Raw genomic sequence first — 14,157 nt, 5'->3', positions numbered from 1 at the left:
CCCGGACGTCACGGCACCGCGTAGCCGGGCGTCGGGTGAGGTGGAGGCGGCTTGATGGTCGAGGGTGTGCGGACGAGTCCGCGCGGAAACGGCGGCTCCGGAGCGGAGCCGGCCGAGACGAGTTTGCTGCAACGGGTCGCGGCGGGTGACGAACAGGCGTTCGCCGACCTGTACGACGTCGTGGCGGGACCGGTGTGGGGAGTGGTGAACAGGGTCGTCCGCAACGGCACGTTCGCCGAGGAGGTCACCCAGGAGGTCCTGGTGGAGGTGTGGCGGACGGCGGCCCGGTTCAAACCGGGCAAGGGGAGCACGCTTTCCTGGGTGCTGACGATCGCGCACCGGCGGGCCGTCGACCGGGTGCGTTCGCATCAGGCCGCGCTCGACCGCGACGATCGCGCGGGAAGACTCGACTTCCGCCGCCCGTTCGACGAGGTCGCCGAGTCGACGATCAGCAACCTGGAGCAGCAGCGGGTGCGCCAGTGCCTGTCCGCGCTGACCGACCTGCAACGGGAATCGGTCGTGCTGGCCTATTACAACGGCTACACGTATCCGGAAGTCGCGGAAGTGCTCAAGACCGCGCCCGGCACGGTGAAGACCCGCATCCGCGACGGCCTGATCCGGTTGCGTGACTGCCTGGGGGTCGGGCAATGACGGCGGAACTGCACACACTGACCGGGGCTTACGCCGTGGACGCCGTCCCGGAGGAGGAGGCCGCGGCCTTCGAACGGCACTTGCGGGGCTGCCCCGCGTGCCGTCAGGAGGTCCGGGAACTCCGCGAGGCCGCCGCGCGTCTTGGCTCGGCGCTCGCCACCCCGCCACCGCCGAGGCTGCGGGAAGCGACGCTCGCGGAGGTCGCCCGCACCCGTCAGTGGCCTCCGCTGGTCGCTGTCGCGCGTCAGGGCGGGCCGGTGAAGACGCGGATCGCCCTATGGGGTGCCGCGGCGGCGGCCGTCGGAGCGCTGGTGTTCAGCCTGGTCACCACGACCACCGATCCGGGGGCGGACCCCGCCCAGCAGCAGCTGGCCTCGGTCAACGCCGTGCTCACCGCGCCCGACGCGTCGACGGTCAAGGGCGGCGAACGAGGGGCCACCACGGTCGTGACCTCGCGGAGCAAGGGCAAGGTCGTCGTACTGGCGGGTGATCTCCCGCCGTTGGCGCCCGGCAAGGCGTATCAGGTCTGGCTCATCGGGGCGAGTGGCGTGCATTCGGCCGGGCTGCTGGCGCCGGACGGTCCACATCGGACCCGGCCGGTCCTGGTGGACCTGCCGGGCGCGATCGACCGGGTCGGCATCACCGCGGAACCGGCCGGTGGCTCGCCTGCCCCGACCGTTCCGGCGGTGGTCATGGTGGACCTGGTCTAGCGGGTCACTGGATGCGGGATCCGGTCTTCGCGGAGAAGCGGAACTCGATGGTCATCGGAAGCTCGGCGAGATCCAGCGCCTGGCGCAGCCGCGGCAGGCCCTCGTCGGCGATCCGCTCGCGGATGGCGGCCAGATCGCCGTCCTGCTCGGCGCTGAGCACCACGGCCAGCACCGGCGCGTCCTGCGTTCCGCCGAGCGTGGCGTGCGCGGCGTGGACACCGGGATAGGTCGCGACCTCCGCGGTGAACGGTTCCACCGCGGTGCTCGCGGCCAGGGAGGTCTCACCGGTCTCCTGGTCGAACCGCCAGGTGTGGGACTTCGGTTTGCGGACGGGCTGCGCGATCAGCCAGCGCAGCGCCAGCAGCCCGACGACCACCGCGGCCCCGGCGACGGCGTACCAGACCCATCCGGGCGGCATGGCGGTGCCGGGGACGAGCGTGGCACCGGGATCGAGCAGCGGGATCCGGCCGAAATGGGTGCCGACGGCGAACCCGCCGACGGCGAGCAGCACGATCCCGGTGAGCACCAGCAGTGTGCGGTTCAGCCGGGCGGGACGGTTGAGGTCGGTCATGACGCGCTCCTGGTGGCCTTGACGCGGACCCGCACGGCCGGGACGGTGGCGGGGCCGATCTGGGAGAGGCGGTGCTCGATGGCCGCGCGGACGGCGTCGGCCAGCCCCGCGGTGTTCGTCCGCCCGGTGGTGACCACCGAGACGATCTTGCTCCGCTTGACCTTCAGTTTCGCCGCCGAGACACCATCCACAGTGGACGCCGCGGTGCGCAGCGTCGACCGGTAGCTGCGCCGGGAGGCGCCGGAGTCCGTGCCGCCGCCGAGCGGCTGCACGGTGGGCCGCCCGGGGACGATCGCGGCCACGAGGAGCAGCAGGCCGAGCAGCGCGACCACGCCGCCGGCGATCGCCGGAAGCGGATCACTCCACCGGATGCCGTGCAGGGCGGAGGCGACGGTGTCGTAGCGGATCCACGGTTTCTCGCCGATGATCGTCTGGACCGCGACGGTGGCGGCCAGCGCGCATCCGGCGAGCACCACGATGCCGACCAGCACGGCCGGGACGGTGCGGCGGGGGCGCCGTTTCATCGGACCCTCCTCGTTTCGGTCTCCGTGGAATGCAGGGCCGTGACGGTGATGTCGACCCGCGTGACGGCAAGGCCCGACAGTTCGCCCACGCGGCGGATCAGGTGCTCTCGCGCCCTTTCGGCGGTGGCACGCACGGAAAGCGGGTACTTCACCGAGAGCCGGACGTCCAAAGTGGCCGTCGAGCCGGTGACGTGCGCGCTCACCTTGGCGCCCTGGTCGAGATCTTCACCGCCGACCGCGATCCCGAGCACCCGGGAGGCCGCGCCGCCGACGCCGTCGATTTCGGTGATCGCCCGTGCGGCGATCCGCTCGACGGCGCCGTCGGCGACGGTCAGGGCGCCGCGCCCGTCCGTTCCGGGCGCGGCGGTCATGGTCGTCATGGCGATCAGCCCCTGTCGCGGCCCGACAGGGCCGAAAGGTCGAGCTTGCCGTCGAGGAACCGGCCGACCAGCAGGCCGAGGACGGCGAGCACGAGCACGACGAGGAAGGCGCCGAAGCCGCCGAACGCGCCGGCCACGCCGAGCACGAGACCGGTCAACAGGCCGAGATGGGTGGCGTTCATGAACGTTCTCCTTGTGGTCGGGCGCGAACCGGCGCCGGTGGTCACTGGACGCGGGTGGATTCGTTGTTCTCGTCGGCGTCGTCGTCGCCCGGGATGTACACGTCGGACACGTTGATGTTGACCTCGACGACCTCGAGCCCGGTCATCTGCTCGACGGCGCCGATCACGTTGCGGCGCACCGACTTGGCGAGATCCGCGATCGCGACGCCGTATTCGACGACGATCTGCAGGTCGACCGCGGCCTGGCGCTCGCCGACCTCGACGGAGACACCCTGCCCGGCGGACGCGGTGGCGCCGGGGATGCGCTCGCGCAGCGCGTTGAACGCCCGGACGGCGCCGCCGCCCAGCGCGTGGACACCGGTGATCTCGCGGGTCGCGAGGCCCGCGACCTTCTGCACGACGGTGTCGGCGATCGTGGTCACGCCCTGCGTGGAGACGAGCGCGCTGTTCTCGGCCGGGGCGGTGGAGTTCGAGTTCGGCTTGGCGGTGGTGGCGGTGTTCGTCATCGCGATCTCCTCGGTTCGGATTCCGTTGCCTGCGGTGGAAGTTCTTCGCTTCCACACTCCATAGACCCAGCCGCGCGAAGATCGTCACGACCCGATCGTGTGGTCTGGATCTCACCGATCGTGGGTATGTCTTTTGGCCTACTCCCCACGGCCGACTACGGTGCCGTCATTTCAGCCTGTCGAAGGTCGTGCGAGGACCGGGCGCCGCGGTTGGATCGTCCGGTGTCCCGAAGGCAGGAGTTACGCGTGAGCTGGAAGTGCCTGGTGTTGTCGGTCGTGCTGGTCGCCGGATGTACTACGTCGCAAGGAAGCCCGGCCCCGGTGGCCAAAGTGGACGAACCCGAGCGCGAGGCGGCCCTGTCGTCGTTCTACCGGCAGACCTTGGACTGGCGTCCCTGCGACGACTTCCAGTGCGCGAAACTGACCGTGCCCGTCGACTACCGGCGGCCGGACGGGCCGAGGTTCACCCTGCCGGTGATCAAGGCCGCGGCGACCCGGCCGGGGCCGCTCGGCACGCTCGTCGCCGGCGCGGGCGGCCCCGGCCAGTCCGGTGTCGCCATGATCAAGGACATCGCGGGTACCTGGCCCGCCGCGGTCCGGGAACGGTTCGACCTGGTCGGCTTCGACCCCCGGGGGATCGGCGGCAGCGAACCGCGGCTGCGGTGCGACACCGAGGGCGAGCCCGCTTCGAAGGCGCCCGACGGGCTGCCGCTGATCGGCGCGGAGGTCCCGAGCACCCGGCAGTACGCCGAGGCGTGCCTGCGCGGCACGGGGGAGAACGTGCTGCGGCACCTCGGTACCGACGACGTCGTCAGCGATCTCGACGTCCTGCGGGTGGTCACCGGCCAGGAGAAACTGAACTACCTCGGCTACTCCTACGGCACGCGGATCGGGCAGCTGTACGCCGACCGGTTCCCGAAGAAGATCCGCGCCATGGTGCTCGACGGCGTCGACAACACCTATCTGGATTGGCGGGCGGACACCGTCGAGCAGGCGAAGGGGGTGGAAGACACGCTGCTCACCTACGCGAAACAGTGCGCCACCAGGACCGGCAAGCCGTGCCCTGGCCGGGACGAGACCGAAATCCTCGCCGCCGTGGACCGGGTACTGGCCAAAGCGGACAAAGCGGGCGACGGAAACGCGCTCAGGCAGGAGATCTCCGCGAAGCTCACTTTCCCGGCGGACTGGGCGGAGCTGTCCGGAATCATCCTCGCCGCCGATGCTCCCGCCGACGACTCGCCGGACGAACCGGCCGACGAGCCGGAGCCCTCGGGAGACACGACCGACGCGCTCACCGTCGTCAACTGCCTCGATCGTGCCCATCCCACCGAGCTGGCCGCCTACGAGGACGCCGCGCGCGAGCTCCGCCGCGTTTCCCGGCTTTCGCCCGGAACGGAGGCGCTCGGCTGCGCCTTCCTGCCCACCGGATCGGCTCCGTCGCGGACGGTCCGTGCCGAGGGCGCGCCGCCCATCCTGCTCGTCGGGACCACGAAGGACGCCGCGACACCCTACGGCTGGGCGCGGCGGTTGCCGGAGAGCCTCAAGTCGGCGGTGCTGTTGTCCAATGAGGACGTCGGGCACGCCGTCTTCGGCGGCGGATCGTCCTGTGTGGACGAGCGGGTGAGCCGGTACCTGATCGATCTGACGCTTCCCGCGGCCCCGGCCCGCTGCGCCACCGGTCCCGTGTGATGCTGGGATCGTGAAAAGGACCGACCGGCGGTGGGGAACCGTGCTCGCCGAGGCGCTCCTGGCCGGGTTCGTCGCGGGCGTGACGATCTTCCTCGCCGATCTGCTGCCCGCGTGGGGCTGGCCGGAGGTGTTCTCCCCGACGGGGCCGGTACCGGCCGCGGTGATCGTCGGCGCCGTCGTGCTGACGCTGGCGCGCCGCCGGTTCACGGTGTCCGCACTGCTCGCCGCGACGGTGTCGTTCGGGCTGTTCCCCGCGACCGGCGTCGCCCTCGCGGTCGTCGCGCATACCGCGGGGACGCGCGGGCGGAAGTGGCCGCTGTTCGGTGTCGCGGCACTGTCGCCCGCCGCGGTCGTATTGATCACCCAGCCCGCGTTCCGCTGGCAGTACGTCCTGGTGGTGATCGTCGTTTCGACGGTCTTCTGTCTCGTCCTGCCCGCGCTGGCCGGGGCGATGCAGGCGCAGCAGGCCAGGCTGGTGGTGGCGTTGCGCGACCGCGCCCGGCTGGAGGAACGCTCGCGCCTCGCCGAGGAGATGCACGACCAGCTCGGGCACCGGCTCAGCCTGATCACGATGTTCTCCGGCGCGCTGGAGGTCGCCGCCGAGGGCAAGGATCCCGAGCTGCGCCACGCCGCCGGCCACGTCCGGTCGACGGCCAAGCTCGCGCTCGAAGAACTGCGGGAGTCACTCGGCATCCTGAGGCCGGGAGGGGAACCGGCCGACCCCGCCGAAGCCACCGACGCAGCCGGTACGAAGGCGGATATCGCGGGCCTGGTGGCGTCGTCGCGTGACGCCGGCCTCGACGTGGAGCTGGACTGGAGCGGGACGGACCTCGACGGCGTCCGGCCACCGGTCCGCCGGGCCGTGCACCGTGTGGTGCGCGAGGCGCTGACCAACGTGCACAAACACGCCGCGGCGGCGTCGGTCACCGTCGTCGTCGACCATGGTCCCGAGCTGGTGAAGGTCGTGGTGCGCAACACCGCCGAGCGGGTCGAGGCGGAGCGTCTGCCCGGCACCGGTCGCGGGCTGACCGGCCTGCGTGAACGGGTCCGTCTTCTCGGTGGAGTGTTCGCGGCCGGGCCGGATCCGGAAGGTGGTTTCGCCGTCACGACCGAGCTGCCGCTGCGGGCAGGCGCGCCTCTCGTCGACGAAGTGGCCGAGGAGCGGCCAGGTCGCTTTCAGTCGGGGCTGCTGCTGGTGACGGGTCTGGCCGCCGTCGCCGCGTTGCTGCTGACGACACTGGCCTTCGTGCCGCCGCTCGCGCCAGCGGACAGCGAGGATCCGCTCGCCAGCGTCCGGATCGGGATGACACCGGAAGAGGTCGAGGAGTGGTTCGGCCCGAACGAACCGTCGGCGCAGGTCGCCGCGCAGGGGCACGAGCCGCCGATACCCGAGGGCAGCTACTGCGTCTACACGGCGGCCGCCGATCCGCCCGACGCGGAGACCGCCGCGATCTTCCGGTTCTGTTTCGGCGACGACCGGCTGGTGGAGAAGACCTGGTTCGAGGTCCCCGTACCGAAAGAGGAGCGATGATCCGGGTTCTGCTCGCGGACGACGAGCCGCTGCTCCGTGCCGGCGCGCGGCTCCTGCTGGACCAGGCGGGTGACATCGAGGTCGTGGCCGAGGCCTCCGACGGCGCGGAGGCGATCGACGTCGTCCGGCGGATGACCGTGGACGTCGCGCTGATGGACATCAGGATGCCCAGGATGGACGGGCTCGCCGCCGTGGAGGAGATCGCCCGCGAGGTGCGGGTCATCATGCTCACCACGTTCGGGGACGAGGCCTACGTCGCGCGTGCCCTGCGCGCGGGTGCGGCCGGCTTCCTGCTCAAGGACACGGATCCCGCGCAGCTGATCCAGGCCGTGCGGTCCGCGGCCGCCGGGGAGGCGGTGCTGTCGCCCCGGATCGCGAAGCAGGTCATCGACCGGTTCCGCGACGCCGACGCGGCCGACGCCGACACCGTCGCGCGGGCGAGGCGAAGGCTGGACGCGCTGACCGCCCGCGAACTCGAAGTCCTGGTGCGGGTGGGGCGTGGGCTGGGCAACGCGGAGATCGCGAGTGAGCTGCGGCTTTCGAGCGGCACGGTGAAGATCCATGTCAGCCGGATCCTCGCCAAGCTGGGCTGTGCGAACCGGGTCCAGGCCGCGATCCTCGCCCACGACGCGGGCATCCTGCGCGGCTGAGCGGGCCTCTGGCCTCTACGTGACTTCTCTGTTAGGAAAGGTTCCTAACTAACGGGAGGCGATATGCGCGGACGTGGTCTGGCGGCGGCGACGGTTCTGGTGGTCCTGTGCGGTGGCTCGGCCGCCGTCGCGGACACCACGACCGCGCGCTCGGCACGCAACATCATCTACATCCAGGGGGACGGCCTCGGCCTCGGCCAGCGTGACCTGCTTCGCCTGGCGCTCAAGGGCAAGAACGGCAGGCTGGCGATGGACGGGCTCGCCGTCACCGGCCTCGTTCGGACGTCCTCGGCCGACCCCGGCGAGATCGTCACCGACTCCGCCGCCGCGGCCACCGCCCTCGCGACCGGGCACAAGACGCGCAACGGCGCGGTCGGCGTGGACGCGCACGGGCGTCCGCTGGAGACGATCCTCGAACGGGCGAAACGGGCGGGGAAGTCGACCGGCCTGGTGACGACCGCGCAGGTGACCGGCGCGTCGCCCGCGGCGTTCGCGGCGCACGTGCCCAGCCGGGACTCGCAGAGTGACATCGCGAAGCAGTACATCGAGAACAGCCGCCCGGACGTCCTGCTCGGCGGCGGCGAGGACTGGTGGTACCCGAAGGGGAATCCCGGACTCTGGCCGGACAAACCGGGCGAGGAGAGCCGCAGCCCGTACGGCAACCTGGTCGAACGCGCCCAGCGCACGGGTTACACCTACGTACGCGACGGCGAAGAGCTGCGGAACACCCGCGCGAACCGGATCCTCGGCCTGTTCGCGAACGAGGACATGGTCGACTACGGCCCGGACGGTGTCGGGAAGTACGCGCCGCGGGTGCCGCTCCAGCAGATGGCGCGCAAGGCGCTGGACACCCTTTCCAAGAACCCACGCGGTTTCTTCCTCTTCCTGGAGGAGGAAGGAACCGACGGGATGTCGCACGAGAACAACGCGCATGGCGTGATCGACGCGGGCCGCGCACTCGACGCCACCGTCGCCGAGGTCATGCGGTTCGTCCGCACGCATCCCGACACGCTGGTGATCATCGGCGGCGACCACGAGACCGGTGGGCTCGCCATCGAGAACTACGACGCCTCCGACACCGACCCCGACCAGGACGGCCCGTTCGACGTCCCGGGCTCGAAGCTCCGCTTCACCGTCGACTGGACGACCCACGACCACACCGGATCCGACACCCCGGTCACCGCCGAAGGTCCCGGTGCCACCCGTTTGGGTGGCACCGTCGAGAACACCGACGTCCACTGGGTGATGCGGGCCGCAAGCGGCCTCTGAACCGGAAAAGGCCACCTCCGGCGACGGAGGTGGCCTTCACGGATGCCGGTCAGCCGATGCTTTCGACGACGGCCTCGGCGACCGCCTTCATCGTGGTCCGGCGGTCCATCGCGGTGCGCTGTATCCAGCGGAAAGCGTCCGGCTCGGTGAGCCCCTGACGGCTCATCAGCAGCCCCTTGGCGCGGTCGATGACCTTACGCGTCTCGAGCCGGTCCGTGAGGCCCGCGACCTCGGACTCCAGGGCCTGGAGCTCGGCGAACCGGCTCACGGCCAGCTCGATGGCGGGCACCAGGTCGCGCTTGGCGAACGGCTTGACCAGATACGCCATCGTGCCCGCGTCCCTGGCCCGCTCGACGAGGTCGCGCTGACTGAACGCGGTCAGGATGACGACCGGCGCGATCCGGTCGCCGGTGATCTTGGAGGCGGCCTCGATACCGTCGAGCTTGGGCATCTTGACGTCGAGAATCACCAGATCGGGCTTCAACTCGGTGGCCAGGTTGATGGCCTGCTCGCCGTCCCCGGCCTCACCGACCACCTCATAACCCTCTTCACGGAGCATCTCGACGAGATCCAGACGGATGAGGGCCTCATCTTCGGCCACGAGCACCCGCCGCTGGGGTGCGGCGACGGCACCATTGGCCTCGGCAGCCTGCTCGGTCACCGGGGTCCTCCTGAAGGTCGTCGGGCAGTTCGGCTCGCGGTCAGTCCGCGAACCTGAAGCCTACCGGGAACGATCCAGACGGCTAGATGGCGTTCACCACGTCAGACGGGCATCACACCCCGGGCCCGGCGAAAGGCGCGGACCCGTGATCCCGTAAAGTTCACCGGGCACCGCCCCCGTAGCCCAACTGGCAGAGGCAACGGATTCAAAACCCGTCCAGTGTGAGTTCGAATCTCACCGGGGGCACTCGCAGGATGCACACTGAGTCTGACCTGGGCATTGTTGCCGCGACGCGACGTCGCTGATGGCGGATATCGAGTCCAGGTCTCCGGGGAGCGTGGCCGTGATGGTCGCTTGGTCGTCCTTGTAGTGGACTCTGATCGTGAACTGTGTCAGGTCTAGCAGACGGTGAAGCAGGCCCGCTGGAGCGTGGCGCAGGTTGGCCTTCAGGTACGGCAGGGCGTCCAGCAGGTTCGCTCGGTCCACGTTCGATGGGCCTGAGGCATCTCCATCGTCAGTGATTCGGCTTAGCGCGTCGAGCAGTGTTTTACGCTCGTTGAAGACCTTGAGCTTCCCCCGGTTGTCCGGACACCTTGGCGTTGCCCCCGATCTCCGGACCGTCGTCTGTGGAGTGTCAGGCGGGTTGTTGTAGTTCGTGGAGTCTCTCATATTCGACTGGGGTGAGGTATCCGAGTTTGGAATGGCGGCGTTGCCGGTTGTGGAAGATCTCGAGGTACTGGAAGATCTCGTTGGCCAGTTCGGTCCGGGTTTTCCATTTCCGGCGGTCGAGGAGTTCGGTCTGCATCTTCGACCAGAACGACTCCATCATCGCGTTGTCGTAGCCGTCACCGACGGTTCCGAGCGAGGGCATCAGCCCGGCTGCCTTGACTCGGTTGGTGAAGGTCCAGGACGTGAACTGCACGCCGTGGTCGGAGTGAAAAACGGTGCCAGGATTAGGATTCCGGTTGCTGATTGCCATCTCCAGGGCGTTCACGACGAGCGTGGTGTTCTGGCTGTTGTCGATGGACCAACCCACGATTTTGCGACTGAACGCGTCCAGCACCGCGCAGCAGTAAAGCTTCCCTTCCCGAGTGGGATGCTCGGTGATGTCGCACACCCAGAGCAGATTTGGTTGGGTGCGCAGGAAATTCCGGTTGACCAGGTCTTCGCTGCGGACCTCGATTTTCGGGTTCTTGCGGGTCTGTCGCCGCGGAATCCCCGCCAGCCCGGCCGCCCGCATGAGTTTGGCGACCGTCTTGCGGCTGACCATGATGCCCATCCCCAGGCGCAGTTCGGCGTGCACCCGTGGTGCGCCGTAGGTGCCGCGGGAGCGAGCATGGATCTCGGTGATCACCCCGGTCAGCCATTCCCGACGCAGCGCCGCCGGCGAGGTCGGCCTCGAGCGCCACTCGTAGAAGCCGGAATGGCTCACCTCCAGCAACCGGCAGGCCATCTTGACCGGTAGCCCCCGCTCCGCGAGCCGGGCGACTACCGGGAACGCCCTTTTGGGTCGCCCTTCAGCTCCTCGTAGATCTTCGAAGCCTCGCGCAGGACCTCCAGCTCGGTCTCCAGCTGGCGGATCCGTCGCTTCGCCGCCACGAGATCGGCGTGCTCGGTGCTGCTCAGACCGGGACGTTCACCGTGGTCGATGCGGTCCTGCTTGACCCAGTTGTGCAGGCAGGACTCGCTGATCTCGAGCTCACGTGCGGTCTCCCGGACCGACTTGCCAGCCCGGACCAGGGCGACCGCCCGAGCCCGGAACTCAGCGGGATAAGCCTTCGGCATGATCGACAGCCTTCCAGACGACAAGCCATCTACTCCACAAACCCAAGTCCGTCATCTGGGGGCAACGCCACAACAACGAGAGCTAGCCGCTGAACTCGGTGCGCATCCGGCTCTTCTCACCGGGCACGCACCGCACGGATCTGGTCGCGTGGTCCGGTTTATCAACGCGCTCGCCGCAGCCCCAGGATCGTCGATCGCGCCTGTGTGCTGTCCTGGATGCGGCCGGAGCGCGCCGTTGACACGGCGGCTGGATGGAGTCCTTCACTGCACGAAGTGCTGCCGGTCCCGCACGAAAGAACCGTGCGCGTTCTGCGGTTACTTGGAGTCTCCCGCTGCCAGGGACGCGGACGGAAGGCCGATCTGCTCCGGTTGCCGCAAGAACGACCGCGTCTCACGAAGGTGGCCGCGGTGCACACACTGCGGCGCCCGGTGCACGGCGAAAGACGAGGGCAACGTCTGCTCCAGCTGCAGGCCCCGCAAGCAACGCTGCGATCGGTGCGGCCAGATCCGTCGCATCGCGATCCAGCTGCCCGACGGCAAGCTGTGCCGTGTCTGCGACAAGACAGACCCGCGGCGGCACGGTGAATGCACAGGCTGCGGCATCCAAGCGCAGCTCGTGACCTTGGGCAGCCGGCAGTGCCCTCGTTGCTGGGTCAAGGACATGGTCCGGCAGCGACTCGCCCGCGCCGACGGGACCATGCGGGCTGAACTGGAGCCGCTGATCGACGCGCTCGCCACGACGCAAGCACCAGCCACCCTCAGAACCTGGATCACCAAGGCCGGTGTCCCTGCCCTGCTCGCGAAGCTCGCCGCGGCCGACGGCCCCTTGACTCATGCCGAACTCGACGAGCTCCAGCCGCCTGCCCGGGTCCGGTGGCTCCGTAAAGTCCTTGTCGCGCACGGCGTCCTGCCGGAGCGGGATGAACTACTCATCGCCCTCGAGGCGTGGTTCAGCACCGTCACGGACGCGATCGCCGATGCTCCGGCAAAGCACCTCGCCCGCAGTTACGCCGAATGGCACTACCTTCGCCGACTCCGCCAGCTCACCCCGATCAGCTGGGGGCAGAACACCCGTGCCCGCTGGCACTTCATGCACGTTGTCCGGCTCCTGGCCTGGCTCGACGAGCACGGCGCAACACTCAGAAGCTGTCGCCAGGCAGACATTGATCTCTGGCTCACCGAAGGCCCGGCGACCGGGTTCCCCGCCCGCGGTTTCCTACGGTGGGCCAGCCGCAACGGGCACGTGCACAACCTCGTCATCGACAGGCGCTTCGTCCTGTCGCCGCACTACCGTGCAACCGAGGATGCCCGATGGGCGAGCATCCGCAAGCTCCTCCACGACGACGCCCTGCCGACAGGGGATCGGGTCGCAGGACTTCTCATGCTGCTGTTCGCCCAGCCGATCTCCAGAATCGCCCGTCTGAACAGCAACGACATCGTCGACACAGGGCAGCGCGTCCTGCTGAGGTTCGGGACCGAACCACTCGAGATGCCTCCGCCGCTGGATCAGCTATGCCGGCAACTGCTGAACGACGTCGGTAGCGATGCCCAGCAGGCCACCTGGCTCTTCCCGGGCGTAGTTCCCGGGACCCCAGCGTCGACAACGACCCTGTTCCGGCACCTGCGTCGCCATGGGATCGTCAACACGCGCAGCAGCCGCAACAGCGCCATGTTCGCCCTCGCCGAGCAGCTACCGGCGTCCGTCCTGGAGAACCTGCTCGGCATCTACCCGACGACGGCAGCGAAGTGGACAAAGCTCGCAGCTGGACATAACCACCGATACGCCGCCGCCCTGCTTTCCCGGCGCATCCAGCCAGCCGACTGACCGCAATCCCACCGGTGATCGCAGACACTGCCAGCGCGAGGTCGGCGTGATCGCTAGCGTGATGATGTCGATGGCCTTGGGTGCGAGGGGAGTGCCGGGATATGTCGAGCGAAGATCCGGATGATCTGGCGGTCTGGGGCCTGCACTGTTTTTGTCTCGGCGCTCGAAGCACTCCGCACCGTGTGGTGGGGATGGATGACAACGGCCGTCTTCTCTTCCATGCGCGCGCTGGCACCACGTTCGCGGACTTGGCGGTACACGGCATCCGGCCTCGGGAGAGTCAGGTTGCGCTGCTGGTCGCGTACAACCTGTTGACCGTCAAGGGCGATTGGCTGGTCACGACGTTTCCCGTCCTCGGATCGGCTGGGACGGCGGCCTTGCGTGGGAGAACGAGAGGCGCGGCGGAAGCGATCGTTCCGATCATCCGCGCCGACGTGACGGCCATCGTCGACCATCTGACTGGTCAGGGCCTGGAAGAATGTGCCTACGGAGTGATCTTCGGGTATGTGATCGATGGCCTTGTGTGGGATCGGTTACGGGCAGTGGGCAGGCTGCCCACTACGGAGTTGAATCTCGAACGCCCCTATTGGAACGGTGCGTTCTGGGCGATCCATCCTCCACGCGCGGGAGCCGCAGGAACGAACGAGGTTTCGGAGCCCGGTGTCGCACTCACGATGGTCTGGACGGAATCCACGGTCGACAGGTTGAACATGCTGGCCTCGGCGCCAGGATTGCGAACAGTCCTGCACGCGGTGGCCGGCGAGGGACTACCAGGCGATCCGCTTGTCACCGCAGACGGTGACATATGGCGCTTCACCCGGATTGACGGCGAACCCGCCATCCCGGTCATCCATCGCCGAATGTCCGATCCCGTTCACGGCCCTGGCTTGCGGGTCGCTGACACAGTCGCGAGGGCCCTGCTGCGGGACCATGCGGACATACCTGGCCTCGAGGGACATAGTGACGAAGCTGTGCTCGTAATCGCCCACGAACTGATCTGGGATGTGATGGTCCTCCTGACAACGACCGGGATCGTCGACCGGCCGAAAGTCCTCGACGATCCGAGAGCGACACCCGATGCCCTGCGCGCGCAGATCTTCGTCAGCATCGAGTATTCCTAGGCGTCGCGCTGTGCCGCCGCCTTGCTGGACGTGTGCGGCGTATAGCTACCGAGCCGGGCCGACGTCCGGTGGCCGGGCCGGTAGAAGGACTGGTCGCGGCAC

14 protein-coding genes, 1 tRNA gene and 1 pseudogene are annotated in these 14,157 nt (G+C 68.9%); 9 read left to right on the top strand and 7 right to left on the bottom strand.

What is annotated here, in order from left to right:
* Nucleotides 1–54 precede the first annotated feature (54 nt).
* Nucleotides 55–651 (top strand): ECF RNA polymerase sigma factor SigK, encoded by a 597-nt coding sequence (sigK, locus tag ACZ1DY_RS29540; RefSeq protein WP_126736739.1) that lies wholly within the window; start codon nt 55–57, stop codon nt 649–651.
* Nucleotides 648–1,361 carry an anti-sigma factor gene (locus ACZ1DY_RS29535; RefSeq protein WP_465481611.1) on the top strand — a complete coding sequence of 238 codons (714 nt, stop codon included), beginning with the start codon at nt 648–650 and terminating at the stop codon, nt 1,359–1,361. The genes sigK and ACZ1DY_RS29535 overlap by 4 nt, the downstream gene beginning before the upstream one ends.
* A 4-nt stretch (nt 1,362–1,365) precedes the next feature.
* Here ACZ1DY_RS29535 and ACZ1DY_RS29530 read toward each other — a convergent pair whose 3' ends face one another.
* From ACZ1DY_RS29530 to ACZ1DY_RS29510, 5 genes are read right to left on the bottom strand one after another with little or no spacing between them, the layout of a single operon-like run.
* Entirely contained in the window at nt 1,366–1,932 is a 567-nt protein-coding gene (locus ACZ1DY_RS29530; protein ID WP_465481610.1) for an Asp23/Gls24 family envelope stress response protein, read from the bottom strand.
* Nucleotides 1,929–2,456: a DUF6286 domain-containing protein gene (locus tag ACZ1DY_RS29525; RefSeq protein ID WP_465481609.1), complete on the bottom strand. Its 528-nt coding sequence runs from the start codon at nt 2,454–2,456 to the stop codon at nt 1,929–1,931. Before ACZ1DY_RS29525 ends, ACZ1DY_RS29530 begins: the two co-directional genes overlap by 4 nt.
* On the bottom strand, nt 2,453–2,836 hold the full coding sequence (locus tag ACZ1DY_RS29520; RefSeq protein WP_126736718.1) for an Asp23/Gls24 family envelope stress response protein: 384 nt from the start codon (nt 2,834–2,836) through the stop codon (nt 2,453–2,455). Before ACZ1DY_RS29520 ends, ACZ1DY_RS29525 begins: the two co-directional genes overlap by 4 nt.
* 5 nt (nt 2,837–2,841) lie before the next feature.
* Nucleotides 2,842–3,018: a hypothetical protein gene (locus ACZ1DY_RS29515; protein ID WP_185927356.1), complete on the bottom strand. Its 177-nt coding sequence runs from the start codon at nt 3,016–3,018 to the stop codon at nt 2,842–2,844.
* Nucleotides 3,019–3,059: 41 nt separating this feature from the next.
* Nucleotides 3,060–3,524, bottom strand: a complete 465-nt coding sequence (locus ACZ1DY_RS29510) for an Asp23/Gls24 family envelope stress response protein (protein WP_192741251.1) — start codon at nt 3,522–3,524, stop codon at nt 3,060–3,062.
* A 246-nt stretch (nt 3,525–3,770) separates the two neighbouring features.
* Here ACZ1DY_RS29510 and ACZ1DY_RS29505 point away from each other — a divergent pair, with 246 nt between their 5' ends.
* The 4 genes from ACZ1DY_RS29505 (at nt 3,771) to ACZ1DY_RS29490 (ending at nt 8,663) form a co-directional block, all read left to right on the top strand.
* Nucleotides 3,771–5,213: an alpha/beta hydrolase gene (locus ACZ1DY_RS29505; protein WP_465481608.1), complete on the top strand. Its 1,443-nt coding sequence runs from the start codon at nt 3,771–3,773 to the stop codon at nt 5,211–5,213.
* 10 nt (nt 5,214–5,223) lie between these two features.
* A complete protein-coding gene (locus ACZ1DY_RS29500) occupies nt 5,224–6,744 on the top strand; it encodes a sensor histidine kinase (protein ID WP_465481607.1) in 1,521 nt (506 codons plus the stop codon).
* Nucleotides 6,741–7,394: a response regulator gene (locus tag ACZ1DY_RS29495; RefSeq protein WP_465481606.1), complete on the top strand. Its 654-nt coding sequence runs from the start codon at nt 6,741–6,743 to the stop codon at nt 7,392–7,394. The genes ACZ1DY_RS29500 and ACZ1DY_RS29495 overlap by 4 nt, the downstream gene beginning before the upstream one ends.
* Nucleotides 7,395–7,457: 63 nt before the next feature.
* Complete coding sequence (locus tag ACZ1DY_RS29490; protein ID WP_465481605.1) at nt 7,458–8,663, top strand: alkaline phosphatase; 1,206 nt, start codon at nt 7,458–7,460, stop codon at nt 8,661–8,663.
* Nucleotides 8,664–8,712: 49 nt separating this feature from the next.
* Here the strand turns inward: ACZ1DY_RS29490 and ACZ1DY_RS29485 are convergent, their stop codons facing one another.
* Entirely contained in the window at nt 8,713–9,324 is a 612-nt protein-coding gene (locus ACZ1DY_RS29485; protein ID WP_005157321.1) for an ANTAR domain-containing response regulator, read from the bottom strand.
* 172 nt (nt 9,325–9,496) lie between these two features.
* Here ACZ1DY_RS29485 and ACZ1DY_RS29480 point away from each other — a divergent pair.
* Nucleotides 9,497–9,570, top strand: a tRNA-Leu gene (locus ACZ1DY_RS29480).
* A gap of 388 nt (nt 9,571–9,958) precedes the next feature.
* Here ACZ1DY_RS29480 and ACZ1DY_RS29475 read toward each other — a convergent pair.
* Nucleotides 9,959–11,109 (bottom strand): annotated as a pseudogene (locus ACZ1DY_RS29475) (IS3 family transposase).
* 661 nt (nt 11,110–11,770) lie between these two features.
* On the opposite strand from ACZ1DY_RS29475, the gene ACZ1DY_RS29470 reads away from it, so the two are divergent.
* Nucleotides 11,771–12,934, top strand: coding sequence for a hypothetical protein (locus ACZ1DY_RS29470; RefSeq protein ID WP_465481604.1), 1,164 nt, complete (start codon nt 11,771–11,773; stop codon nt 12,932–12,934).
* A 101-nt stretch (nt 12,935–13,035) separates the two neighbouring features.
* Nucleotides 13,036–14,055 (top strand): hypothetical protein, encoded by a 1,020-nt coding sequence (locus tag ACZ1DY_RS29465; RefSeq protein ID WP_465481603.1) that lies wholly within the window; start codon nt 13,036–13,038, stop codon nt 14,053–14,055.
* The last annotated feature ends 102 nt before the right edge of the window (nt 14,056–14,157 follow it).

Source organism: Amycolatopsis sp. PSD-21 (assembly GCF_055561455.1).
The sequence above is the reverse complement of the archived record's forward strand: the minus strand, read 5'-3'. Positions and strand labels throughout refer to the sequence as shown.

Excerpts from the sequence above, each read along its gene's own strand:
- sigK (WP_126736739.1), top strand. The coding sequence starts at position 55 with ATGGTCGAGGGTGTGCGGACGAGTCCGCGCGGAAACGGCGGCTCCGGA.
- ACZ1DY_RS29535 (WP_465481611.1), top strand. The coding sequence starts at position 648 with ATGACGGCGGAACTGCACACACTGACCGGGGCTTACGCCGTGGACGCC.
- ACZ1DY_RS29530 (WP_465481610.1), bottom strand. The coding sequence starts at position 1,932 with ATGACCGACCTCAACCGTCCCGCCCGGCTGAACCGCACACTGCTGGTG.
- ACZ1DY_RS29525 (WP_465481609.1), bottom strand. The coding sequence starts at position 2,456 with ATGAAACGGCGCCCCCGCCGCACCGTCCCGGCCGTGCTGGTCGGCATC.
- ACZ1DY_RS29520 (WP_126736718.1), bottom strand. The coding sequence starts at position 2,836 with ATGACGACCATGACCGCCGCGCCCGGAACGGACGGGCGCGGCGCCCTG.
- ACZ1DY_RS29515 (WP_185927356.1), bottom strand. The coding sequence starts at position 3,018 with ATGAACGCCACCCATCTCGGCCTGTTGACCGGTCTCGTGCTCGGCGTG.
- ACZ1DY_RS29510 (WP_192741251.1), bottom strand. The coding sequence starts at position 3,524 with ATGACGAACACCGCCACCACCGCCAAGCCGAACTCGAACTCCACCGCC.
- ACZ1DY_RS29495 (WP_465481606.1), top strand. The coding sequence starts at position 6,741 with ATGATCCGGGTTCTGCTCGCGGACGACGAGCCGCTGCTCCGTGCCGGC.
- ACZ1DY_RS29490 (WP_465481605.1), top strand. The coding sequence starts at position 7,458 with ATGCGCGGACGTGGTCTGGCGGCGGCGACGGTTCTGGTGGTCCTGTGC.
- ACZ1DY_RS29470 (WP_465481604.1), top strand. The coding sequence starts at position 11,771 with ATGGTCCGGCAGCGACTCGCCCGCGCCGACGGGACCATGCGGGCTGAA.
- ACZ1DY_RS29465 (WP_465481603.1), top strand. The coding sequence starts at position 13,036 with ATGTCGAGCGAAGATCCGGATGATCTGGCGGTCTGGGGCCTGCACTGT.